Here is a 24,231-nt window from a genome sequence, read left to right on the forward strand (position 1 = left end):
AGTTATAATGTGATTTGAAATCCAGCTGAAATAACCTGAAGACTTGGAAGACCTACTGAGCTCTGTGTTTCAGGATCTAAGCCTAGATATTTTGTAATAGTAAATAGATTTTGTCCTTGCAGATAGAACCTAATACTATTAAATTTTATTTTTTTTGTAACATTAGATGGTAGTGTATAGGAAAAATCGACGTTCTTTAACCTAATAAATGATGCATCGACAATTGCCAGCGAACCGTTTTTAGTTGCTGTCGTGTTGCTTATTGAATTTGTGCTAGTTGTTCCAAATTTTTGAAATGATGGCCTATCATCGACATTTTGCCAACGATCAAGAAGTTCCACAGGAAAATTGCTTGCCTGAGGTGTTCTTATATTAAAACTACCCGTTACACCTCGTTGTGAATAAAAACTACTTCCAGATTGTTTTACTACCTGGAATAAAAAGTCCAGCTTAAATCCCTTATAAGTAAGAGAATTTTCAATTCCGCCGTAGTACTTCCGTCCTATGAATTCAATTTTATACCGATCATCATCGTCTATGATCCCATTTTTATCATAATCCTCTGCAACATACAGACCTGTTTGGGGATTTACATATGTATTATAGACTTTTAATATCGAAAGCGGCTGTCCAATTTCATACAATAATTGTTTACCCAACCCCGGATATTTAAGTAGTTTGTTTTTTGGGAGTGTAAAATTAATAGAGGTATTCCACCTAAAATTACTAGTCGACAAATTCTTGGAAGTTAATATAAATTCAATTCCTGTATTACTAACTTTTGCCGGTAAGTTCGTAGTTACTCCCGCCCAGCCTGTAACATAAGGAAGGCGATCATATAATAGTTGATTTGAAGACCTATTACTATAGAAATCAAAAGATAAATTAATTCGGTCTTTAAAAAGACCCAGATCTATGCCAGCTTCAAATTTTTTATTCACCTCCCAGGCATATTCAGGATTGGAAATTTGATTTGGTGATAATGTTGACAGACCTTGATAAGTACTAGAAGTCCCCGTATTTGTACTCCACAATGATAGATAAGCGTAATCTGAAATTTGGTCATTTCCAGTTACTCCATAACTTACACGCAATTTCGCAAAACTTATAAAATTGTCCTTTTTTCTAATGAAATCTTCCTGACTAATTATCCATGCAGCGCCGATTGCACCAAAATTAGCAAAACGACTTTCATTACCAAACCGACTACTACCATCTCGTCGTGCGGTTAAGTTTACAATATATTTATCACTGAAATTATAATTAAGACGGCCGAAAACTGCTGTATATCGATATTGCAGATATCTTCTTTCTTGAACAGTGAGCAAAGACGCCGCTGCAATATTTCCAAGTAGCGCATCACTAGCAAAATTGGATGCTACGATGCTCTGGCCATCATTTAAATTCTGCTGAAAGGTCGTTCCTAAAAGTGCTTGGAGCTTTCCTCTCCATACAGTCTTATTCCAGTTAATTTGTGGTTCGACAATCCACGTTTCAACTGCATAATCCGAGAATACGGCTTCTCTACTTTCCGGACCGAAATTTGATCCTGGATACCTTAAATTCAAAGGGTTATTGCTATAATCGTGCTTATCCATTTTAGTGAATCCGAAATTTGTTTTAAAAATTAAGTCACGGAAAATTTTATATCCTAATGATGTGTTTGTTGTTAAATTATTTGTTTTAGAAGTAAAATCCCTTCGTGATTGCGCTAATGGATTTATGTTCATTCTGTTATCATCCCAATTTAAATTTCCCTCGTTGTCAAGAAGATCTGGGAAATTTGGCGGCAGGTAAATAAATTGTGTCATGTCACCTGGGAATAAATCGCTTCTTATTTGACTATAGTTAGCTGAGAATGTAGCAAAGAATTTCTTATTATCTGAATTATATTGTATACCAATATTACCTGAGTTTCTACCAAAAGAGCTTTTTTCAAGAAAGACAGTACCTTCTTTGTAATAACTTCCACTAAAAAGATATTGTAGATTTTCATCTCCTCCAGATAATGAAGCTTGTAAGTTTGTCATTGGTGCATTATGACCGATCAATTCCTCCTGCCAATCAATATTTTTAGTAGGTGACCATATACTATTTACATCGTATTGATTAGCTGCTGGGGTGATTTTGTCGTTGGCAAATGCTTCATTTCTCATCTCAAGGTATTGGGTGTTATTCATTAAATTCAATTTATGACCAACTCTTGAAATACCTTGATTTAAGCTTATTGATGTATTTGTTTTTCCCGGTTTCCCCTTTTTAGTGGTGATTAAAATTACTCCATTCGCTCCTCTAGCCCCATAAATCGCAGTAGCATCAGCATCTTTTAAAACCTCAATGTTTTCAATGTCCATGGGGTTTATACTAGCTAAAGGGCTAGAATTCAGTAATATTCCGTTACCCTGCCCCGCCGAAATTGTTGTTGATGAAAACGGAACCCCATCGATAACGTAGAATGGCTCATTACCTTGATTTAAGCTATTCTTACCTCTTATTTGTACTTTAAATCCGCCTCCTGGTACACCAGTATTCTGTAGAACCTGTATACCGGGAATGTTTGCCTGCATTGCTTGCAATACATTATTTATTGGCTGTTTTTCAATATCTTTTGAAGTGATTCTAGATATTGAACCCGTCCGCTCTCTATCGGTTACAGTATAATACCCTGCATTTATCTGTACTTCCTCTAATTTATCGGTACTTGGTGTTAATTTGATAGAGGGGATATTTTTAACTGCTTTTACTTCCTGTGTTTCGTAGCCTAAAAAAGAGATAACCAGAGTGACATTTTCATCCACATTTTTCAACATAAACTCCCCATTAGAATTGGTAGAGGTGGAGTTTTTTTCTCCCTTTACTTTCACAACTGCTCCCGCCAAAGGTTCGTTATTTTCATCAAGCACACGGCCACGCACATCAATATTAGCAAAAAGAGCAATAAGCTTGTCACGAAAAGAAGACACATCTGCTTTAACCACAATAGCTTTTCCGATAATTTGGTAGGTAACTGCGCGTCCAAATAAAACATTGTCCATCACCTTATCAAGTGGTGTATTGTAAAAGTTTGCATCAATAGACATGTGAGAATTAAGTTTTCCCTCGTACCAAACTACATTGTAACCGGTTTGGCGTTTAATTTCTTTAAAGACCTGACTAATGGTGGTATTGTCCTTATTATAAGTTAGCTTTTGTCCGCGACTGTCTCTCGCACTCAATTGGAGTACTGCTAATAAAATTATAATAGGGGTTAACCTCATTAAGTATAGAGTTTTGAAGAAGCCCTCTATGAGGGCTTCTCGGTTCATGTAGTTGGTTTTCATAGGCTTTGTAACAAAGCTTACCTTACGATGATTTAAATTTAATTTTGTCGATTAAATTAAATTAAGTAAGTTCGTTTTGTCTGTTTAATTGATAGTTAGATACTTTAGTTGATGCAGATTTGAAGTCGTCTATGCTCTCGTAAAGCATAAACGACTTTTTTGTGTCTTGTTTTCCACGCGTGCGTACACGCGCGACAGATTGTTTTTTACGGCATAACAGTGATTTTTCTCCCATTAATCTTAAATTTCACCTCTCCAGTTGCCTCTAATAGACACAGAACCTGAGAGACTTTCTCATATTTAGAAATAACACCACTGAAGGGTTTATTCCCAAGTTTTTTATTAGTATATGTTACCTCAACATCATACCAGCGAGAAACTTTCTGCATGATGCTTTCCAAGCTTTCACTGGTAAAACTGAAATCTCCATTCTTCCAGGCAATGACTTCTGTGGGATCAACTTCCTGCACACTTATGCCTTTCGAGTTAATTTCAGATTGTTGGCCTGGTTTGAGTATGAGCCCTTTAGTCTCACTACCAGTTGTTGTAAGAGGGGCGACCTTAACGCTGCCCTCTAACAAGCTGGTTTTGTTTGAGAGATCATCGATGTAGGCAGATATGTTGAAGTGGGTGCCCAGAACCTCGATCTTCTGTTTATCTGTGGTAACGACGAAAGGATGTTTTTTATCTTTAGCCACCTCAAAGTATGCTTCGCCTGATAGCTTAATATTTCGGTATTGTTCTTTTCCTTTTAAATATGGATCATAGGTTAAACTAGATCCAGCATTAAGCCATACTTTGGATCCATCTGGAAGTTTTACTTGGTAGGTGCCACCAAGAGGAGTGGAGACAGTAAAGGCCTGGGCTTGTTCATTGTTGATTAGTGTCCCATCATTGTAAGCTAATTTTGAAGCGTCAATTACAATACCGCTTTTGGCAGCACTGAGTTCAATCGTTTTACCGTTTTTCAAGGTTAAGATTGCCTTATTTCCGCCTGGGTTAATATCGGTAGCAAATCGTGCGGGTACTGGGTCCGCATTTTTAAAGAGCAGGGTAGAGACAGTAGCTAGAATTGCTATTGCAGCCGCGGTAAGGAGAATGTTCAGTGGCCAGTTTATTTTCCTAGTTATAGCGGAATTACCGGGTAGATTTTTCCAGACTGCTTCATTAGCCTCGTCTATATCCTTTTCTGGTACGATAGTGTATTTACCTTTATCTTCTAAATCTTTTAGATGCCAGGATTCTACAATATCTTGCTCTGAGGAGGTAGCAATTCCGCTATTGTACTTTTTTACAAAATTTTTATTTTTATCAGCTTCCATAAGTTTAATGGCCTTTGTAAGTTATTACAAGAAATGTAGTGGGGAGGGGCACTATTTTAATTAAAAAAATAAAACACTGCGGAAAGAGAAGCAATAAGGCCTAGTTTTAAGCGTAAAATTTTGATTGCACTTTTTATATAAGTCCTTACTGATTGCTTAGTCAAATGAAGCTCATCTGAAATTTCCTTATAGGTCATATTCGCTTGCCTGCTTCTTAAAAAAACTTCGCGAATTCTGTTGGGTAGTAGGTCTACTTCTTTTTCTATAATGGCAGCTAATTCTTTTTCTCTTACCAAGTGGTCGGTCATGACGGTATCATGCTCCATAAAATTCTTTATAGATTGCATGTATTTTTCTTCAACATCTTTGTGGACCATTAAGTTGATCATCTTATTACGTACGGCTTTATATAAGTAAGAGGATAAGACCGGAATTTGTAAAGTTTCTCGCTTTAGCCACACATCTGTAAAAAGCTCCTGTAGAATGTCCTTTGTCTCATCTTTGTCTCTTAATCGCTTGTATATAAATGCATATAATAATCCAAAAAATCTTTGGTAGATCTCGGAATATGCAGCATGATCTCCTTCTTTTAAACGAAAGACGAGATCAGCATCTGAAAGCTGCTTGTAATCTATCGCCTGCCCCATGTGTGTTAGTCTATATAAAGTTTTTAGTTGTAGTATTATCAATCAATTAACTGAATAAGAGAAGTTTAGCTCTTGTTCAGTTTGTTCATTTTTTTTGCTGAGACTCTCATTCACGATAGGAAAGAAAGCTAGAGCCATTTTGATGCCGTAGGAGGCAATTTTTATTTTTTTTAAAAGCATAGAAAGCTTCCCTTAAGCCATTGTTAAGGCGGTTTTATTCCTGTCGTCTCTGTGTTTTGCTTTTTTCCAGAATGATCGACTTTCTTGCGTTTTCGCAACTTTTAGCCGCTGTGTTGCTGTTCAGTAAAGTGCTTAACACTATTTAGATTGATTAAAAATGTATTTAAACATCTATTTCTTTGGAGATAGCAAAAATGGGCTTTTTGGAAGTTTTTCATGGGTTTTGTAGGTAGATTTTCATCTACAATACTGTTGTTCATTATCGTACAATAATGAACAACAGTTATACCTCAGAGCTAAAGACCTAACCGCTTTATAGGTACAAATTGACATAGTACAAATATAACAATTTTGACTTATATTGGCAAACAATACTTTACTAAAAGACAAATAAAATTACACTATTTCGGTGCGATTTTATCCTTCTTTATAGAAAGCTTTGTTAATGGAGAATAAAGCTAAATTATTTGGAGAATTTGTAAAGGAGATTGCCGAAAGCAAAAACCTTAAGCCCTCTGGGCTTGGTAAATTGATCAATTACACCAAGCAGAACGTTTCTGATATCTATAAACGTAAAACCATAGACTCTGAGCTGATATTGACATTGAGCAAAGTATTGGATTATAACCTAATATCTTTCTACGATGATAAAGAGCCGATCGCCGGTTTTCGTAAGGCAGAGCTATTGGAATGGCAAACAAAGCTAGATAAGTTAACGCTTGAATTGAAGCACGCTAAGGAACTCTTAAAGGAGAAGGATGAGATAATCAAATTGCTGAGAGAGAAGGAAGAGTTTTTAAAAAAATAAAGCCCTGGATCTCCATCCAAGGCATTATCAACTTTCCCATTTTTCAATTATAACTTACTTCATAACAGTAATCTTGTTCCCCTGAGTTTTAAATTTTACTTCGCCTGTTGCTTCCAGTATATTTAGTAATTCAGAAATATCTCTATATTTTGAAATGTTACCACTAAAAGGTTTGTTTTTCAAATTTGGATCAGCGTATACCACATCTACATCGTACCATCTGGCAACTCTTTTCATAATCTCTTCTAAATTCTCCTGCTCAAATGCAAAATCGCCATTTTTCCACGCGAGGGCCATTTCTAAATCTGCTTTTCTTACCCTGATCTCGGAACCTACATTAATGGCTACTTGACCTGGTTTAATGGTGGCGTTTTTTTCTCCATCAGTAACCTTGACCAAACCTTCTACTAAAGTTGTTTTGATAACTCCTTCATCACTATCGTAACTGTTGACATTAAAATGCGTACCCAATACGGTTATTTCCTGTGTATTGGTTTGTACAATGAACGGTATTTTTCTCGCCCTGCGTTTCATGTTTATAACAGTTTTAATCTGTCTAACTTCAAAATAAGCTTCGCCCGACAGATAAACCCTGCGTTCTGGCAAATTCTCAAATGTAGAAGGAAACTTCAGTATCGTTTTGGCATTTACCCAGACAACAGTTCCGTCTGGTAAAACGATTTCGTATTGTCCTCCTCTAGGCGTCATCATTGTATTTAAAACGGGTGTTTCTTTTGCCGTGACTATTTTTCCTATAATTTTTGAAGGCAGAGAATCCATTGGGCCAGCTGCGCTGACTGCATCCGGATTAAATTGATAAAGCAATTGCCCATCGCCAGTTTTTATAATTTTTACACCCTCTTCAGTGCTAGCCAGTTCGCCATCTTTAGCATCGCCTAAGTCAATGGTTTTACCATTAGGCAAAGTAAGGGTTGCTTTATTGGAGCCCGGTTTTATCGTATGAGCAGTAGTTTCTGTTTTTGTTTCTTCTTTTTGAACGCGTTGTGGCTTTATGAAATGACTGGCACCATAGACTAGGGTACAAGCTGCGGCAATACTAGCAGCTGCAGTAAGCCATGGCTTTAAAGTTCTAATAAATGGCTTTTTAGGCTGAGGTAATAAGTTAAAAACCTCCAGCTTTGCAGCTTCAGTTTCTTCAAATGAAATGTCAGCTACATCCATATTGTAGGTAGCGTACCAATCGTCGACAAGGCGCTTTTCATCCTCATCGCAGCTCCCCGAGCTGTATCTAAGGAGTAAGTCTTTTGGGTCTATATTGTCCATTTTTATATTGTTATTGTCTTATTGGTTACTGCTATAACGAGGAGTAGTAATAAAATAGGAAGAGTAAATAACAAATAAGGCCTAATTTTTTTCTAAGTAATTTAAGTCCATTGTTTACCTGCTTAGAAACATTGTTTTCGTTGGTATTGAGCTTTTGGGCAATCTCTGTGTAGGAGAGTTGCGCTCTTCTACTCAATACAAATATCTCCCGCATTTTTTTAGGCATGGCATCAATTTCTTTATTGATCAGGGCATTGAGCTCATTCTCTCTTACTAAGGCATCTGTGCGGCCCGAATTACCTGTAGCTACAAAATTTTTTAGGGAAGCCATGTACCTGGCTTCTACTTTTTGATGTGAAAAATGATCTAGTATGCGGTTTCTGGTTAGGGTGAATAAATAGCCGACGAGGTTTTCGGCGGTTAGTGGCCATTCACGTCTAACCCAAAGTTTGGTAAAAAGCTCGTGAAGAATATCTTTAGCGAGCTCTCCATCCTGGAGCTTTTTAACGGCATGTACATAGAGTAAATAAAAATACCTGTTGTAAATTTCGGTAAAAGCTGCATGATCTGAGGTTTTTAATAGTCTGACTAGCTCTACATCCGGATATTTTGTATAATCGCTCATTTTTTTTCTTAGGATTAGATACTAAACCGTTTGGTATGCGGGTAAAACTATACGAAATCGCATTTTTGCTTTTTGTTCATTGTATTCATTATTAATATTTATAATGAACAGCAATGAATTAATAGTATATTTATTACAGATTGGTAATAGCTATGGATTAATGGCTCGAACTAATGAACAATATGAATACTTAGTACGCGTGACGCTTTCGGCATATTTATCTAAATAATTCAAAGTGTATGGAAAAAAAAGTACTCAACAAAAAGGAACTTCTTGAAAAGGATCAGAAAGAAGTCGATGTATTTAAAGATATCATCGATAAAAGAACCTTGATTGAAGAAAAGTTTAATCAGGTAAATGTAAAACTGAATAAACTGAAAGAAGAAGCTGATAAATTGTTCGGTCCCAAGAAATAGTATTATTGATTTTTCTCTTAATTTAGCCGATAACATTACTGATTATTATGCTAAAAGAATCTTTAAAATCACTTTTTACACGTGATTTGAACAAACTAAAGTCCGAAATTGAATCATACCAAAAAGAAGAGCAGCTTTGGCTTGTAGATAAGAATATAGCCAATTCTGCCGGTAACCTGTGTTTGCACCTGGTTGGCAATTTGAATACGTTTGTTGGCGCCGAGCTTGGAAAAACCGGCTATGTTAGAAACAGAGAACTGGAGTTCTCACTGAAAGATGTACCGAGAGCTGAGTTAGTAGCGAAAGTTGAGGATACTATTAAGGTTGTAAATACGACGCTGGATGGATTATCTGAGGAAGAACTAGTAAATGACTATCCCTTGGTTAAAATTGTAGTAGGAGGGAGCTCTGTAGGTTTTATGTTGGTGCATTTGAGCACACATTTGGCTTATCACCTGGGACAGATCAATTACCACAGGAGATTGTTGGATATTTAAACGAAAAATGGGTACTGTTTCCAGTACCCATTTTTTAATTTTCTAGCAGGCTGGCTGCGGCTTCATCTAAGAACCACGTTACACCGCCGTCAATTGGTTGGATCAATTGAGTAGGGTACAAGCTGGTATTCTTTTTATCGCTTTCAATCACATGCTTCACTGCTTCTGCTTTATTCTCGCCAAAAACAAGGAAGGCAATGTTTTTGGCCTTGTTAATTAATGGAGCTGTAAAGCTGATGCGGTAAGTAGATAATTTCTCTACATACACAGAATCAATCTCAACGTTGTCATTTTTCAAGATGCTTGTTCCTGGGAACAACGATGCCGTATGTGCATCATCACCCATGCCCAATAAGATCAAATCGAAGGCCAAATCGGCACCATTAAAGTGCTTAACGATAGCCTTATTGTATTCTATCGCTGCTTTTTCTGGTGCAAGCGTAGTATCTACATAAAAGATCTGTTCCGCAGGAATATTCAACGGATCAAGTATAGCCTTTTTTGCCATCAAGCCATTATAGCTTTCATGAGTTGGCATCACATTACGCTCATCACCAAAAAAGAAAAATACTTTTGTCCAGTCAATCTTGTCCTTATAAGTTGTAGCCAACATTTCGTACAAAGCCTTTGGCGAGTTGCCACCGGTAAGTACAAAGTCAAACCTGTCATGCTCATCAATCGCCTTATTGGCTATTTTGATGATATAAGCAGCTAGGTCTGCCAATAATTCGTCTTGTGTTTTATATATCAATAAGTTCATTAATCTTTATTTAAAGGTAGGGTAAACCAGTGGAAACCATCTCTGGCAATCAATGCTTCCGCATCTTCTGGTCCCCATGAATCAGCAGTATAGTTAGGGAAGCTCAATGATTTTTTAGTCTCCCATGCATTTACTACAGGCATCAACAATTCCCATGCGCTTTCTACCTGATCTGCACGCATAAACTGCGTCTGATCACCTGTCATTACATCTAGTAATAAAGTTTCGTAAGCCTCAGGAGATTCCGTTGTATAAGTGCCTTTGTAATCAAATACCATATCAACCGGGTTCAATACCATGTCTAATCCTGGTCTTTTGCCTTGTACTTGTAAACGGATACTCATTTCAGGCTGAATACTGATGATCAACCTGTTTTGCTGCCAGTGCTCAGTTACTGCTGCTGGGAAAATATGGTGTGGAACATCCTTAAACTGGATGGTAATTAACGAAGAAGTTTGGAATAAACGTTTCCCGGTACGTACGTAGAAGGGAACACCCTGCCAACGCCAGTTGTCCACAAAGAACTTAATAGCTGCAAAAGTTTCAGTATTAGAGTCTGGATCAACACCATTTTCATGACGGTATCCCGGTACTTCTTTTCCTTCAACCCAGCCTTTGGTATATTGACCGCGTACGGTACTGAAACGGATATCATCAGGACCAAAAGGACGCATTGCTTTCAATACATCTACTTTTTTATTTCTGATTTCATCAGCATCGAAATTAACAGGCGTTTCCATACCAATTAAGCAAAGCAATTGCAATAAGTGATTTTGGATCATATCTCTCAATGCACCGGCACTTTCGTAATATCCACCTCTATCGCCTACACCCAGTTGTTCCGTTACCGAGATCTGAACGTGATCGATGTAAGTACGGTTCCATAATGGCTCCAGGAAGGAGTTGGCAAAACGGAAAGCCATGATGTTTTGTACAGTTTCTTTACCCAGGTAATGATCTATACGATAGATCTGTTTTTCTGTGAAAATACTGGTCAAGATACAGTTCAGTTCTCTTGCTGTTTCCAAATCGCGACCAAAAGGTTTCTCAATTACAATTCTGCAATTGTCTTCCGTACCTGCTAATTCGTATTTAGATAAGCATTTTGCGATTAATGGGAATAAGTTTGGCGCTACAGCTAAGTAGTAAAGGATTTGAGTAGTAGGACCAAATTCTTTTTGATGCGCTTCGATATTTGCTTTTAATTCGCCAAAGGTTTCAGGGGCTTCCACATCAACCGGGCTGTAAAAAACATGACTAGCAAATTTATCCCACTTCTCTTGCTTCACCTTACCTGATCTTGAAAAGCTGTTTACACCATTCATGATGGTGTCTCTGAAGTTTTCATCAGTAAGCTTCTTTCTGGCCGTGCCAATAATGGCGAACTGGCTTGGCATATAGCCATCCGAGTAAAGGTTGTAAAGAGCGGGCGCCAATTTGCGCAGATTTAAATCACCGGTACCACCAAAAATTACGATAATGGTTGGATTGAGGCTGATACTTGTTTTCATTCTACTGTTTTTTACAAATTATTTGAATTCCAGTCGGCATGGAAAATACCGGCTTCATCTGTACGTTCGAAAGTATGGGCGCCAAAGAAATCTCTTTGTGCCTGCGTTAAATTAAGTGGAGACTTATCCGTTCTTAAAGAATCATAATAAGTTAATGCCGAAGCAAAAGCTGGTACGGCAAAGCCATTTTGAATGGCCGAACCGATTACTTTTCTGGTTCCCGGAACGATCTCTTTTAACAATTCCTGGATGCCTGCATCTGCATAAAGGTGGGCAAGATCAGGTTGTTTTTTATAAGCCTGGTAGATGTTCTCTAACAAAGTAGCTCTAATGATACAACCACCGCGCCAGATCTGAGAGATCTCTTGCAGGTTAAGCTCGTACTTAAATTCTGTAGAGGCTTGCGTAAGCAGGTGTAAACCTTGCGCATAACAAGTGATCATAGAGAAGTAAAGCGACTGCTCCAATTGTACTTCAAATTCAGCAACATTCTCGATTTTCTCAGCAGCATGCGGTAGGGCAGCAGCTAGCGCGACACGTAATTGCTTGAATTTAGAAAGATCTCTGCAGCTTACCGACTCATTGATGGTTGGGATAGGCAATTGCAGATCCATAGAAACCTGTGAAGTCCATTTACCAGTTCCTTTAGACTTGGCTTCATCTTTAATCACATCGATTAAATAACCGCCGGATTTTTCGTCTTTAACTTTAAAAATATCTCTGGTTACTTCCATAAGGAAACATTGTAACCTGCCTTCGTTCCATTTTTTGAAGGTGTTGTAGATTTGCTCGTTATCGTAACCTATGCCGTTTTTAAGCAGGTAATAAGTTTCGGCAAGGATCTGCATCATGGCATATTCGATGCCATTGTGCACCATTTTTACAAAGTGACCAGAAGCGCCCGGACCGATATAGGCCACACAAGGATCGCCATTTACTTTAGCAGATACGGCTTCAAGGATAGGTTTTACAGCGGTATAAGCCGCTTTATCACCACCTGGCATCATACTAGGACCGAAACGTGCACCTTCTTCACCACCAGAAATTCCCATTCCGAAGAAGTGAATACCTTGTCCAGCAAGCTCAGTTGCTCTTCTGCTGGTATCGGTGAAGTGTGAGTTTCCACTGTCGATGATCATGTCGCCCTTATCCAATAAAGGAACAAGCTCCTGAATTACACTGTCTACAATTTGCCCTGCAGGAACCAATAACATGACTCTTCTTGGCAATTCTAATGATTGGATAAAATCTTCTAAAACAGCAAAACCTTTTAAATTATGGGCTTTACCATCTTCCTCCAATTTTTCCAGCATCTTGGCGCTTTTGTCGTAACCTGTTACGGCAAAACCATTATCGGCCATGTTGAGCAATAAATTGCGGCCCATGGTGCCAAGGCCGATCATTCCTAAAGTATATTTGTTGTTCATTGTCTATTTTTTATTAGGGTGGTTGGTAAATACGTGATATTTTTCTTCCAGGTCCCAAAGTTTCGCGCCGCCCTTAATTCCGTCTTTATTAGAAACCAGTTTGATGTTGTGATCGAGCGCAAAGTTGATTTCCTTGGAGTTACCACCGCCTATATAAAGTGTATCGTAGTTGAATACTGTTTTGTAGATTTCGATGATGCGCTGCAAGCGCTCATTCCATTTCTCTTTACCGATTTTTAGGAAGGCTTTGTCGCCGATATAATCATCGTAGTCTTTGTTTTTGGTAATGGGTAGGTGAGCCAGTTCCAGATGTGGAAGCAGCTCGCCATCAAATACCAGGGCTGTACCGAAGCCGGTACCTACCGTAAATACAATTTCAAATCCTTTGCCAGCTACAATGCCTAAGGCTTGTTGGTCGGCATCGTTGATTAAGCGCACAGGTTTGCCGTAGATATCACTTACCTGCTGAGCAAGGTCTACATCGATCCATTTGTTTGCAGCCAGGTTAACTCCCGTTTGTACTCTGCCACATTTTACATAACCAGGAAAGCCTATAGAAATCTTTTCGAAATCATCGTTGAGGGTAGCAACAAGCTCCTTAATGCATTTTAATACGTCTTGCGGAGTGGCCTTGTTTGGTGTAGGGACCTTTTTGAACTCGGAAATCAGATCGCCTTTTGAGTTTAAAATACAGGCTTTAATGCTAGTGCCACCAATATCAATCGATAAAATATTAGGGTTTTTCTCGTTTTTCTTTGTAACTGGCATGTTTTGCTTTTAGGATAAAAAATGGCCTGTTCTTTAATGTCGCTCAAAATAACAAAATAAAGAGCAATATTCTTCTATACTAAGGATGAAAATTAGGCATTCTCATGAAAATTAGCCATTCTCGTCAAGAGCTGCATTGCTTCGCTGAAAAAGCGAAGAAGGCTAGGCTCTTTCTGAGAAGGCAAATTTTCTCCTCACAGGGGGGCTAGTATAGTTGGTGGCTATTTTACTGCAGAGTGTATTAGTACGTATTATATGTTCATCGTCATCCTGAATTTTTCAGTAATATTTATTGATTCTTGTCTTCAAGAATGCTGCGAAGGTTATTTCAGTATCTCGTAATTGATAAATATTTTTGATGAATACGTTCTGTATCGTTAACTTAAGGTAAAATTGAATAGTTTTTGAAAAATATTTTTCTTATATAATTATTATATGTAGATTTGCATATAAAGTTTCAAAAACATAAAGATCTCATGGGTCTATCCATGAAAATATATACTTAAAAAAAATATATAACGAAGGCTTCCTAAATTTGGGAAGCTTTTTCTTTTTAGAACAATTAAGCTATGACAAAAACTTATCAATCAAAGTTATTTGAATTTGCCTATTTCCCGTCCTATGAAGATCAAATTAAGGAACTAGCGGAAAGTATTGCAGATCCTGAAGTCTGGGATTTCTCAGATGCGAAAAAATGTATCTATTCAATTTTAAAGGCATATCTAGAGCATACATTTCGCAAAATACAAGCTGAAAAGAAAATATATTTTACAACAAATAATAAGTTTGCGGCTTTTAATACAGGATTGGTAACTCCGAATCTTGAAGAGATTATAGCATACTTTGAAGCATATAAAAGCCCGAGAGTACACAAAGGCAAAACTTCTCAATTTTTTTTTAAAGGTTTTTTGAAAAATAGTGATAATAAAATCTTAACTAATTTTTCAAGCAATATGCCAGATATTGCCAATTACTTTGAAAAGCCAGCGGCCTTGATATTCAATCCAAAATGTACTTTAATTCCGGATATAGATCACATTATTGAAGATAATTTGGATAGATTCCCACCTCACCTACAAGCTGCTACTCCAAACGAGGTAAGAAGACAGCTTTTTGGCGCGATAGATGAAGTTAAAAAGAAGGTGAAAACAAACTATAAAATAGCGATACCCCAATATTATGAAGGTAAAATACAATTACTTTTGCCGCTTTGCCTAACAGCCGGGTCCTCTAACCCTGATCTTGCTTTAGTTGTTCATAGCTTAAATGACACCACATATACAGCTAGAACTTGCTTGACATTAAAGATGGCCTATAGCAATGCCAGATTAATCGTTAAACCACAAAGTTCATGGCTAAAACCTTAATTAGCTGTTCCAGTGTATTTGTGAAGCTCCTAAACTGCGAACAGGTATTTTGAAAGGTTGTTTTGATAACGATAAAGGACTGCCTTAGTTTCCATTTCTATACGAAAATACAAAAATAGTCGTAATGACAATCTCTAGTCAGTCATAATAAGGCGATCGTCATACTGAATTCGTCAAGCAGGCACAGGCCCATGTCAGCATCAAAACACGCTGTAATACTGATGATTGAATTTAGCCCCGCCATGAACTAGGTTTGTTAACGTATGGAATATTTTTTAGTTTTGAGCTGGAATTAAAAAATAGCCACATGAAAGAAGTTACCCACGAGTATGGGGTTGATGTGTTCTGGAAAGAGCATCTGGCAAAAGAACTTGGTGGCTTTGTAGAGGGTAGTTATCTCAAAATACCCGAAGAAGTACATAGTGGCACCCGCTATGTTTTGGAGGTTAGCCCATTTGCAACGGTATTGATTATAGATGCAACCTACAATCAGCAGGTCACTTACCATCAACGCAATAGCAAACAAGATTTTATTGGGGTTTATTTTAATCTTACCGAGGGGGATGCATTTCATGTGCTGGATAAAGTTTCGAAACCCGTAGGACGCTGGAATTATAATCTGGCAATTATGGATAGCGGTCTGGATGCAGATTACATTGTGATGGAGGGGAGTGAGACTTACATGATCTCCATTTTTATAGCTAAAACTGCTTTTAAAAAACACCTTGGAAAATTACCCCAGTTTAAAGCAGTACTGGATGCTGTTTTTGATGCCGATCAAAATACCTTTATCAGGTATGAGCGAATGACTAATGAAGCTTGGTGGTTGATTGATGAATTACGTAAAATAGATATGGATGATCCGCTCTATGACGTGTTTTTAAAGGGAACGGTGTATGCATTAATGGCCGACTATATGGATCAGGTAGCGGGGCAGGAAGAAGAATTGATTGAAAAAGTACTGAAGGAAGATCTGACTGCTATTATAAACTCGCAGTTGGTATTACTGGATCAGATCACAAACCCTTTTCCTGGAATAGCTGCATTGGCAGCTGATGCTTGTATGTCGGAAACCCGTTATAAAACACTGTTTAAAAAGCTGACGGGATTGAGTCCGAATGTCTTTTTTCTAAACAATAAGCTTTTGCTTGCGAAACAAATGTTGGAGCATGGTGAACAAACGATAGGGCAGATTGCCGCGCAATATAGTTTTGCCAATGCGTCGCACTTTGCTGAACTTTTTAAAAACGCTTTTGGAGTCGCTCCGAAAGAACATATCAGCTATCTTTAATTGATGTATGAAAATACCCTACATATCAGACATAGTTATGCTTTAAGTCCGGATTGGCATCAAGTGTTAGCCGATGCGCTGGGGGCGAAACTTATTAATGACCAACAATTGGTCTTGCCTGAAAATATAGGTAAGGGTGGTTCTTTTTTTCTGGAGGTGATGCCCGGTTTTTCTTTATTGCTGTTAGATGTAACTTTCCATATTCCTATTTCATTTACACAGCAGGCAAGCAAAGATCATTTTTATCTGGCATATTATGATTTGAATGATGAAATCAACAGTCATACTGTAGCAGGCACAGCTCATCAGATCGGTTACCAATCTAAGCTGGGTATGGGCTTTACGGATAGCCGTATCGAAAGCATATTGACGCCTACGGTTAACGAACGGTATTACAGCTTGCGTCTGTTTATCAGTAAACAACTGCTGATGTCGCTGATGGGAAATAACAAACCACAGGAGGTAATTGAAACCCTGTTTGACGATACGCAGAATACCTTATTTTTTTATAGCCATATAGATAGCAGTACCCGTCTTTTGCTCAGAAAATTAAAGGAAAGGTCTTTTGATGAGCCTTCATTTGAATTGTTCGCTAAGGGGACTGCCTTAAAAATCTTAACCTATCTGGTTAGGCGTATAAGGAATATTGAACCCATAATTGAAAAACTATCTCCGGCAGATACCGCTGGGATATTGCGTACCAGTCAATATTTATTAGATAATTTATTACTGGATTTTCCTGGCGTGGCCATGTTGGCTACTATGGCGGGGATGTCTGAATCTAAGTTTAGAAAGCTGTTTAGCAAGCTTATGAAAAGTAGTCCGAATAGTTTCTTTCTACAGGAAAAACTGCTCCTGGCTCAAAATTTATTGCAGAGTGGAAATTTCAATTCGATACGTGATGTAGCGCTGGAAGTGGGTTACAGTAAGCCCGGATATTTTGCTGAAGCCTATAAGAAAGCATTCGGCACCTTGCCACAGGATATATTCATTAAATCTATTATTTAACCTTTTGGTCTTAATCCGTTAGCATAAAACCGTTTTCTGGCATCCTTGTCGCTTGGCTCGCTGTACCTTTGTTTCAACAAAAAGATAGGGAATTGCTATTGCAATGGAGGATGAGTTTAATTTAATATGATAAAGTCAATGATTACGAAAGGAGGATTTACTTTTCCTGGGATAGAAAATACGCCGGGTTTACATCCTGAGCAATTAGTAGTAGAAGCTTTAAAAGTGATGCTTGATCGTGGAGATGAAGTTTTACCTGTAGTTGAAGAAGGCCAATGTATAGGGTTAATTTATGTGAGGGATCTTGTGCGGTTTCTGCATGACAATGCTGAGGGCAGTGATTTGTTCTATCATAAACTGAATTTCGATTTAAGAAGCGCTGTTATTTCAATGCATCGACAGTTTAATGCTTCTGAAGAGATTTAAGGTATGTGTAGGGGGGACGGAGGTGTACAGAAATTAAGTTATTTCTTCGTGATTTTGCGGAGTAATGTATTAATATTGTACAGTTTTTAGCTTGAGGATGTATAATCAATGAAGAAAAATATTTTTGCAATAATCGGAAGTGCGAGTAAAAATTCCTCGAATTTGAGGTTGGTGGAGAAGATTGCAGCATTGAGCGATAAGGATTTTAACTTCATTATTTTCGATCGTTTAGCTGAGCTGCCGCATTTCAATCCAGAATTGTCTCTTGAAAATACGCCCCAGGAAGTTTTAGATTTCAGAGCCGCCGTTCTACAAGCCGATGGTATATTGATCTCTACACCAGAGTATATTTTCAGTATACCGAGTGGTTTGAAAAATGCGATTGAATGGTGTGTAGCTACCACTGTTTTCTCGGGTAAACCACTCGGTATCATCACTGCTTCTGCTAGTGGTATAAAAGGGCATGAGGAGCTTCAGCTCATCATGAGTACTTTGGAAACAACCTATAACGAAAATACCCTGTTGCTGATACAGGGTATTAAAAGTAAAATTGACACATCCGGGAACATAACAGACACAAAAACAGCGCAGCAGCTCGAAGCTTTTGTAAAAGCGTTTCAGGTTTTGGTAAGGATATTGCCTTAAGCCAGCAATACCGATGGATCTTCCGGCACGGAACCTTTAATCAAGTGACTTACGCTATCTAAGGTAATCGATGCGATTTGTGACAGGGCCTCTTCTGTGAAAAAAGCCTGATGGCCAGTTACCAATACATTAGGGAAACTCATCAAACGCTGAATCTCATCATTTTCAATAATAGATCCAGAGAGATCCTTGAAGAACAGTTTTTCTTCCTGCTCGTATACGTCAATTCCCAAATAAGCGATATGTCCGGATTTTAAAGCCTGAATCACATCATGCGTATTGATTAATCCCCCTCGACTGGTATTGATCAACGTTACCCCTTTTTTCATCTTAGCAATTGTACTTTCGTCGATCAGGTAATGGTTTTCCGGACTAAGTGGGCAATGAAGAGAAATGATATCCGACTGTGCCAATACCTCTTCAAAAGGGAGGTATTGGATACGTTCTGCTTTTAGGGTTTTATCTTCATAAATATCATAGGCAATTACCTTACAACCAAAACCGAGCATGATTTTGATAAAAGCTTTGCCTATTTTTCCTGTCCCGATGACACCCACCGTACGACCATGAAGGTTGAAACCTAAAAGGCCATTTAAGGAGAAATTCTGCTCGCGTACACGGTTGTACGCTTTGTGGGTTTTTCTGTTTAAAGTTAGCAACATGGCTACTGCATGCTCTGCAACTGCTTCTGGAGAATACGCTGGAACTCTGCAGATGCTGATGCCGTGTTTTTTTGCTGTTTCAAGGTGCACATTGTTGAAACCTGCACAGCGCAGGGCGATCACTTTAACACCTTTGGCCGCCATGATATCAATGACCTCTTCTGTCAGTTTATCATTTACAAATACGCATACCACTTCGGTACCTTCACTAATTGCATTTACTATATGTGGCCCCAGGTGCGTTTCCCAGAACTCCAATTCGAAACCATACGTTTCATTATACTTGTTGAAAAAGGTTTTATCGTATGGCTTCGTGGAGAAAAATGCTATTTTCATAAATGTTAGTGATTTTATGCGGCTTGGTACCCTGCTAAAATACTAACTTTTTTGCTAACTCTATTTCTGCTTTTGTAATGGTATGGAGTCTGCCCGGATATATCTTTACGGTCACATTGGCGTTCATCTTTTTCAGGATTCCTTCACTTACCTCAACTCTTGAAACCGGTACATGCGGATCAGGATCACCAGTGGTAATTAATATAGGAGTCTGTTTAAAGTTGCCTGTGTAATTTTGCATGTTGAGCTCCTTGCCAATCAATCCGCCAGTAAAAGCAACTGCACCGCCATATTTGCCCGCGTTTCTAGTGATGTATTCTAAAGTTAAGCAAGCGCCCTGAGAGAAACCTATAAAATAGATCTGCTCTTGTGGAATGCCCGCGTTTTCAATGTCTGCCACCAGGTCTTTAATGATCGCCAAGGCCGAATCTAATGCAGGTTGGTTATCTTTAACAGGCGCGATAAAACTATATGGATACCAACTATGGTTTGTAGCTTGAGGGGCAAAGAGCGCCGCATCTGCTATTTCCAGATGATCATTTAAGGAGAGGATGTCTTCAGCAGACGCTCCTCTTCCATGAATAAAGATAACGGCCTTTTTCGCTTCCGCAATAGGGAGGCCGCCAGTAATGATATCTTTTTGATGTGTGTACATGTTAAGTTAATTTTGGTAAAATACCTTCTATTTCTTCTCGGATACTTTCGTATTGTGCAGGTAATTTTAGGTTGTGACCTAATTCATCCAGGGACTCATCAATGGTGAAGCCTGGATTGTCCGTAGCCAACTCGAAAAGTACGCCTCCCGGTTCACGGAAATACAATGAATAGAAGTAATTGCGGTCTATTTTTTCGGTGATGTTTAATCCTTGTTCCACTATTTTGTCTCTGAAATACATCAACGTAGCTTCATCTTTTACCCTAAAGGCTACATGGTGCACAGATCCACCAGCCACATGGCCAATTGCTTCACCCGGAGCTTCAACCAGATCTACAATATTCGCCTGCTCAACGGTATCAATTACAAACCTTGAACGGTTCACCTCTGTTTCGGCTAGTTTATAACCAAATATTTGAGTCAACACAGCAGCTGTAGCCTCCATTTTATTGGTGGTAATGGTAATGTGATGAAAACCATGAACTGCATTTTCTTTGCTTACGGCTGCGGTTTCCCATTGCGGGCGTGTATCTTTTACTTTAGCTTCGGTTAACTCAAATTTCAATCCATCGGGATCTAAAAAAGTAAGGTAGCGTTCGCCGAATTTGACAGCAGGTTTATTGTAAATGATGTTGTGCTGCTCAAAGCGGTTTTGCCAAAAGTCTAAACTTCCAGCCGGAACGCTATAGCCGATTTCGGTAACCTGTTTAGTACCTCTTCTGCCAGCTTGTATGCCTTCCCATGGGAAAAATGTTAAAATGCTTCCAGGTGTTCCTTTTTCATCTCCATAATAGAAATGGTAGGTATGTGGATCATCAAAGTTTACGGTCTTTTTTATCAATCTTAACCCCAGAATTCCAGTATAAAAGTCATAGTTCTTTTTTGCGTTACCAGCTATTGCTGTAATGTGATGTATTCCTAAAATTTCGTTCTTCATGATGCTTTATTTAAATTACAACACAAAATTACGTTTTGAATGTTTTACAAATCTTACCATAGATTAAGAAATGACTAAATTGCTCCTCACCACCATTTTATTGTTTATAGGCTTTTATATGGCTGATGCCCAGGATTCTATTACTGTGAGCATCTATCCGAAATACGATAAAGCAAGTCCATTTCATCGTTTTTTGTTTGGAGAGAATTACAGAAAAGAGTACGCGCTGCCGGTAAGGGTGCCAATTATTCGAGTTTCTGTGATTAAAGGCGGACTTACACCAACTCAACGTGGTGGCGGAAATCAATCACATTCGCTACGATTGGTAGATAAGAAAGGAAAAGAATGGGTGTTGAGGAGTGTAGAGAAGTTTCCGGAGATACTTTTACCCCCGATTTTGAGAAAAACAATTGCTGGCGAAGTGGTGAAAGACAACATGTCGGCACAGAATCCTTTCTCGGCTTTGGTGGTACCCGCTATCGCAAAAGCCGTAAATGTTCCCCATAGTGATCCTATGATTGGCTGGGTAGTACCCGATGAAAAATTAGGAGAATATGCTAAAGTATTTGCCAATACCTTGTGTTTGCTGGAAGAAAGAGAGCCTGCGGGGGATACGGATAACTCGGGGAAAATGATGCGTAAACTAAATGACAACAACGACTATACTTACGATGGCCCTTTATTACTAAGGGCAAAGGCTTTGGATGCTTTGTTGGGCGACTGGGACAGGCATGAGGATCAATGGCGCTGGAAACCGATAAAGCGTGCGGACGGGATCACGGAATATCAGGCAATTCCCCGTGATCGGGACCAGGTTTTTTATTTAACTCAAGGCGTCATTCCAAGGTATGCCCAGGTTTCCTGGCTTTTACCAATGATTCAGGGCTATGATAGAAATTTGCGCGACATCAATTGGTTTTTTTGGGAGGGAAGAGAGATTTATAGTAAGTGGTTTGCTCAATTGACTGAGGAAGAATGGACAAGGATTGTAAATGACTTTTGTAATTCGGTCACAGATGAGGTGATGGAAAGAGCTTTAAAGAAGTTACCGGAACCTGGGTATTCATTAAGGCACGATCAGCTGCTTGCTCAAATGAAGGAGAGAAGGGCAACATTGCCTCAAATGATGAGCGAGTACTATCATTTTATAAACCGTATTGTGGATGTACAGGCAACGAATAAAAATGAATTGGTTAAAATCACAGATGCTCCGGGAAAGGCACTAAAGGTTACGATCCATAAAATAACAAAAGACGCTACGGTGAAGGACATTATTTTTAACCGAACATTTGATCCGGCGGTGACCAAAGAAATCAGGTTGTATGTTAAGGATGGTAATGATAGCCTGGTGTTGAATAACAGCAGTTCAGCGATCAAGTTGAGAATCATAGGAGCGGAGGGGCAAAAGACATATCAGATAGAAAACGCTTATAGAAAGGTGCGGGTTTATGGCAAGGAGGACAATGTTACCTTGACTGGAAATACAGGCCGGGCATATAAAAAATTGGATAGCGATACGTCGAATACCCACTTTGTGCCCACCGATCTGTATACACGAAGAACTTTGCTCTTAAATGCTGGCTACAATATCGATGATCGATTATTGTTAGGACTTTCTTATAAAATTGTACAACCAGGCTTTAGGAAACTACCTTACGGAAGCATACATTCCTTTTCTTTTCTACATTCTTTTGCAACCGCGGGCTTTAGGTTTAATTATAAGGCTGAGTTGTTTAAGGTCTTAGGCAAAGCCGATGTGGTTGTGCAGGCCGATGTTTTTGCACCAGAAAATTCCCAAAACTTTTATGGCTTGGGGAATGAAAGTACTTTTAACAAGAGCGGTGATTTTGTGCGTTATTACAGGGCAAGATTTAGTATCTATCAGTTGGATCCTGCGCTAAGGTGGTCATCGGTAAATTCATCATTAAGTGTTGGTCCTTCTTTCCAATATTATACTTATGATAAGGAAGACAATGAAGGACGGTTTATTACCCAGACTCAGGAATTGAACTCGCCAGACAGTGCAACAATAACAAAAGCTAAACTATTTGCTGGCTTGGTTGTTAATTACATCAACAATACCCGAAATAACGATATTTTACCTTCTGCCGGCACTTATTTGGAAGCACGCATGGCTGCATATAAAGGTTTAAATACCTTTTCTAATTCTATTGGTCAACTTACGGCAGCTTTTTCTATTTACAAAGACCTAAGCAAGGGGCGGAAAATAGTACTTACCGATCGCATTGGTGGTGGCGTCACCATTGGTAAGCAGGCTTTTTATCAATCACAGTTTATAGGTGGACAAGGGAATTTATTGGGATACAGGGAGTTTAGGTTTGGCGGACAGCATAGCCTTTATAATAATTTAGAAATGAGGGTTAGAATTGCCGATTTTATAAACTATATCCTACCAGGGCAATTTGGATTGCTGGGCTTTCATGATGTGGGTAGGGTTTGGGCAAAAGACGAAAAATCAGATGTTTGGCACCAGGGCTATGGTGGCGGTATTTATTTTTCTCCAGCATCACTTAGTGTATTTCGCTTTGTGATGGGACATTCTGACGAAGGTTGGTACCCATATGTATCCCTGAAGTTCCGATATTAAATTATGACTTATAATTAATAAATGCCATTTTTAGAATGAAAGAAAAGCTGTAATTTAGCGCCTCATTTTATCAGATAACAGGATTCGTTAATCATGAAGAAAAACTTTATATCCAACTCGCGTGAATCGATAAGGATGTTCAAAAACCCCTTGTTCGAAGCGTTGTCAAAAGTACCTTATTACGTACCACTAATAGTTTTTATACCAATTATTAGTTATTTCCTTTGGACTGCGGTTGTAGCTTATGGGGTTTTGGCGCTTTTGCTGAATCTCGTTATGGGCTTAATCGCTTGGACGCTTGTGGAGTATATCATGCACCGTTGGGTTTTTCATTTCTATCCTTCGTCGAACTGGGGCAAACGCATACATTTCATATTTCATGGTGTACACCATGATTATCCAAATGACGCACAGAGATTAGTATTGCCACCTTCGGCAAGTATCCCTTTGGCAACTGCATTTTATTTTCTGTTCAGGTGGTTATTGCCATTTGATATGTTAAATGGTTTCTTTGGTGGTTTTTTATTGGGTTATCTTTTTTATGATATTACTCATTACATGCTACACCACGCCCAATTTAAGAATGGGTTATGGAAAAAAATTAAACATCACCATATGCTGCACCACTATGATGATTCTACAAAAGGCTATGGAGTAACCTCTGCTTTATGGGATAAAATCTTCGGTTCAGATTTTCTGAAAAAATAAATTGCTTTAATTAGGGGAATATT

The 24,231-nt window shown here is 38.5% G+C and carries 22 protein-coding genes; 10 read left to right on the forward strand and 12 right to left on the reverse strand.

Annotated features, from left to right (window positions below; all coding sequences use genetic code 11):
• Nucleotides 1-2: 2 nt before the first annotated feature.
• The 3 genes from BLS35_RS10215 to BLS35_RS10225 all read right to left on the reverse strand — a co-directional run bounded on the left by BLS35_RS10215 (nucleotide 3) and on the right by BLS35_RS10225 (nucleotide 5,289).
• Nucleotides 3-3,320 (reverse strand): SusC/RagA family TonB-linked outer membrane protein, encoded by a 3,318-nt coding sequence (locus BLS35_RS10215; protein ID WP_090780540.1) that lies wholly within the window; start codon nucleotides 3,318-3,320, stop codon nucleotides 3-5.
• 206 nt (nucleotides 3,321-3,526) lie between these two features.
• Nucleotides 3,527-4,642 (reverse strand): FecR family protein, encoded by a 1,116-nt coding sequence (locus BLS35_RS10220; RefSeq protein WP_090780542.1) that lies wholly within the window; start codon nucleotides 4,640-4,642, stop codon nucleotides 3,527-3,529.
• Nucleotides 4,643-4,698: 56 nt separating this feature from the next.
• A complete protein-coding gene (locus tag BLS35_RS10225; protein ID WP_090780544.1) occupies nucleotides 4,699-5,289 on the reverse strand; it encodes an RNA polymerase sigma-70 factor in 591 nt (196 codons plus the stop codon).
• A gap of 625 nt (nucleotides 5,290-5,914) precedes the next feature.
• Between BLS35_RS10225 and BLS35_RS10230 the strand changes: the two genes are divergently transcribed.
• A complete protein-coding gene (locus BLS35_RS10230; RefSeq protein ID WP_090780546.1) occupies nucleotides 5,915-6,277 on the forward strand; it encodes a hypothetical protein in 363 nt (120 codons plus the stop codon).
• A 54-nt stretch (nucleotides 6,278-6,331) separates the two neighbouring features.
• On the opposite strand, the gene BLS35_RS10235 is transcribed toward BLS35_RS10230, so the two are convergent.
• Together BLS35_RS10235 and BLS35_RS10240 are read right to left on the reverse strand one after the other, a co-directional pair.
• Complete coding sequence (locus BLS35_RS10235; protein ID WP_090780548.1) at nucleotides 6,332-7,561, reverse strand: FecR family protein; 1,230 nt, start codon at nucleotides 7,559-7,561, stop codon at nucleotides 6,332-6,334.
• 31 nt (nucleotides 7,562-7,592) lie between these two features.
• Nucleotides 7,593-8,186, reverse strand: a complete 594-nt coding sequence (locus tag BLS35_RS10240; RefSeq protein WP_090780551.1) for an RNA polymerase sigma factor — start codon at nucleotides 8,184-8,186, stop codon at nucleotides 7,593-7,595.
• Between the two features lie 239 nt (nucleotides 8,187-8,425).
• Between BLS35_RS10240 and BLS35_RS27740 the strand changes: the two genes are divergently transcribed.
• Nucleotides 8,426-8,602 carry a hypothetical protein gene (locus BLS35_RS27740; protein ID WP_165973258.1) on the forward strand — a complete coding sequence of 59 codons (177 nt, stop codon included), beginning with the start codon at nucleotides 8,426-8,428 and terminating at the stop codon, nucleotides 8,600-8,602.
• A gap of 47 nt (nucleotides 8,603-8,649) precedes the next feature.
• Nucleotides 8,650-9,099 (forward strand): DinB family protein, encoded by a 450-nt coding sequence (locus tag BLS35_RS10245; protein ID WP_090780553.1) that lies wholly within the window; start codon nucleotides 8,650-8,652, stop codon nucleotides 9,097-9,099.
• A 34-nt stretch (nucleotides 9,100-9,133) separates the two neighbouring features.
• Here the strand turns inward: BLS35_RS10245 and pgl are convergent, their stop codons facing one another.
• Genes pgl through BLS35_RS10265 form a run of 4 tightly spaced genes read right to left on the reverse strand, consistent with a single transcriptional unit; the run spans nucleotide 9,134 to nucleotide 13,565 of the window.
• Nucleotides 9,134-9,859: a 6-phosphogluconolactonase gene (gene pgl, locus BLS35_RS10250; protein ID WP_090780555.1), complete on the reverse strand. Its 726-nt coding sequence runs from the start codon at nucleotides 9,857-9,859 to the stop codon at nucleotides 9,134-9,136.
• Nucleotides 9,859-11,370 carry a glucose-6-phosphate dehydrogenase gene (gene zwf, locus BLS35_RS10255; RefSeq protein WP_090780556.1) on the reverse strand — a complete coding sequence of 504 codons (1,512 nt, stop codon included), beginning with the start codon at nucleotides 11,368-11,370 and terminating at the stop codon, nucleotides 9,859-9,861. Before zwf ends, pgl begins: the two co-directional genes overlap by 1 nt.
• An 11-nt stretch (nucleotides 11,371-11,381) precedes the next feature.
• Entirely contained in the window at nucleotides 11,382-12,797 is a 1,416-nt protein-coding gene (gene gndA / locus BLS35_RS10260) for an NADP-dependent phosphogluconate dehydrogenase (protein WP_090780559.1), read from the reverse strand.
• A 3-nt stretch (nucleotides 12,798-12,800) separates the two neighbouring features.
• The gene (locus BLS35_RS10265) at nucleotides 12,801-13,565 is read right to left on the reverse strand and encodes an ROK family protein (protein WP_090780561.1); all 765 of its coding nucleotides are present in this window, start codon (nucleotides 13,563-13,565) and stop codon (nucleotides 12,801-12,803) included.
• Nucleotides 13,566-14,134: 569 nt separating this feature from the next.
• On the opposite strand from BLS35_RS10265, the gene BLS35_RS10270 reads away from it, so the two are divergent.
• The 5 genes from BLS35_RS10270 (at nucleotide 14,135) to BLS35_RS10290 (ending at nucleotide 18,302) form a co-directional block, all read left to right on the forward strand.
• A complete protein-coding gene (locus BLS35_RS10270) occupies nucleotides 14,135-14,932 on the forward strand; it encodes a DUF3825 domain-containing protein (protein WP_090780563.1) in 798 nt (265 codons plus the stop codon).
• A 307-nt stretch (nucleotides 14,933-15,239) separates the two neighbouring features.
• Nucleotides 15,240-16,223 (forward strand): helix-turn-helix transcriptional regulator, encoded by a 984-nt coding sequence (locus BLS35_RS10275; protein ID WP_090780564.1) that lies wholly within the window; start codon nucleotides 15,240-15,242, stop codon nucleotides 16,221-16,223.
• 3 nt (nucleotides 16,224-16,226) lie between these two features.
• The gene (locus BLS35_RS10280) at nucleotides 16,227-17,231 is read left to right on the forward strand and encodes a helix-turn-helix transcriptional regulator (protein WP_090780566.1); all 1,005 of its coding nucleotides are present in this window, start codon (nucleotides 16,227-16,229) and stop codon (nucleotides 17,229-17,231) included.
• Nucleotides 17,232-17,369: 138 nt separating this feature from the next.
• Nucleotides 17,370-17,657, forward strand: coding sequence for a CBS domain-containing protein (locus BLS35_RS10285; protein WP_165973257.1), 288 nt, complete (start codon nucleotides 17,370-17,372; stop codon nucleotides 17,655-17,657).
• 108 nt (nucleotides 17,658-17,765) lie between these two features.
• Nucleotides 17,766-18,302: an NADPH-dependent FMN reductase gene (locus BLS35_RS10290; protein WP_090780570.1), complete on the forward strand. Its 537-nt coding sequence runs from the start codon at nucleotides 17,766-17,768 to the stop codon at nucleotides 18,300-18,302.
• Here the strand turns inward: BLS35_RS10290 and BLS35_RS10295 are convergent.
• From BLS35_RS10295 to BLS35_RS10305, 3 genes are read right to left on the reverse strand one after another with little or no spacing between them, the layout of a single operon-like run.
• Nucleotides 18,299-19,300 (reverse strand): 2-hydroxyacid dehydrogenase, encoded by a 1,002-nt coding sequence (locus tag BLS35_RS10295; protein ID WP_090780572.1) that lies wholly within the window; start codon nucleotides 19,298-19,300, stop codon nucleotides 18,299-18,301. The genes BLS35_RS10290 and BLS35_RS10295 overlap by 4 nt on opposite strands.
• A 34-nt stretch (nucleotides 19,301-19,334) precedes the next feature.
• Entirely contained in the window at nucleotides 19,335-19,955 is a 621-nt protein-coding gene (locus tag BLS35_RS10300) for an alpha/beta hydrolase (protein ID WP_090780574.1), read from the reverse strand.
• Between the two features lies 1 nt (nucleotide 19,956).
• Complete coding sequence (locus BLS35_RS10305; RefSeq protein ID WP_090780576.1) at nucleotides 19,957-20,892, reverse strand: ring-cleaving dioxygenase; 936 nt, start codon at nucleotides 20,890-20,892, stop codon at nucleotides 19,957-19,959.
• 70 nt (nucleotides 20,893-20,962) lie between these two features.
• Between BLS35_RS10305 and BLS35_RS10310 the strand changes: the two genes are divergently transcribed.
• Entirely contained in the window at nucleotides 20,963-23,500 is a 2,538-nt protein-coding gene (locus BLS35_RS10310) for a BamA/TamA family outer membrane protein (RefSeq protein WP_090780578.1), read from the forward strand.
• A gap of 93 nt (nucleotides 23,501-23,593) precedes the next feature.
• A complete protein-coding gene (locus BLS35_RS10315; protein WP_090780580.1) occupies nucleotides 23,594-24,208 on the forward strand; it encodes a sterol desaturase family protein in 615 nt (204 codons plus the stop codon).
• Nucleotides 24,209-24,231: the final 23 nt, after the last annotated feature.

It is taken from the genome of Pedobacter sp. ok626, from assembly GCF_900100435.1.
Taxonomy (GTDB): Bacteria; Bacteroidota; Bacteroidia; order Sphingobacteriales; family Sphingobacteriaceae; genus Pedobacter.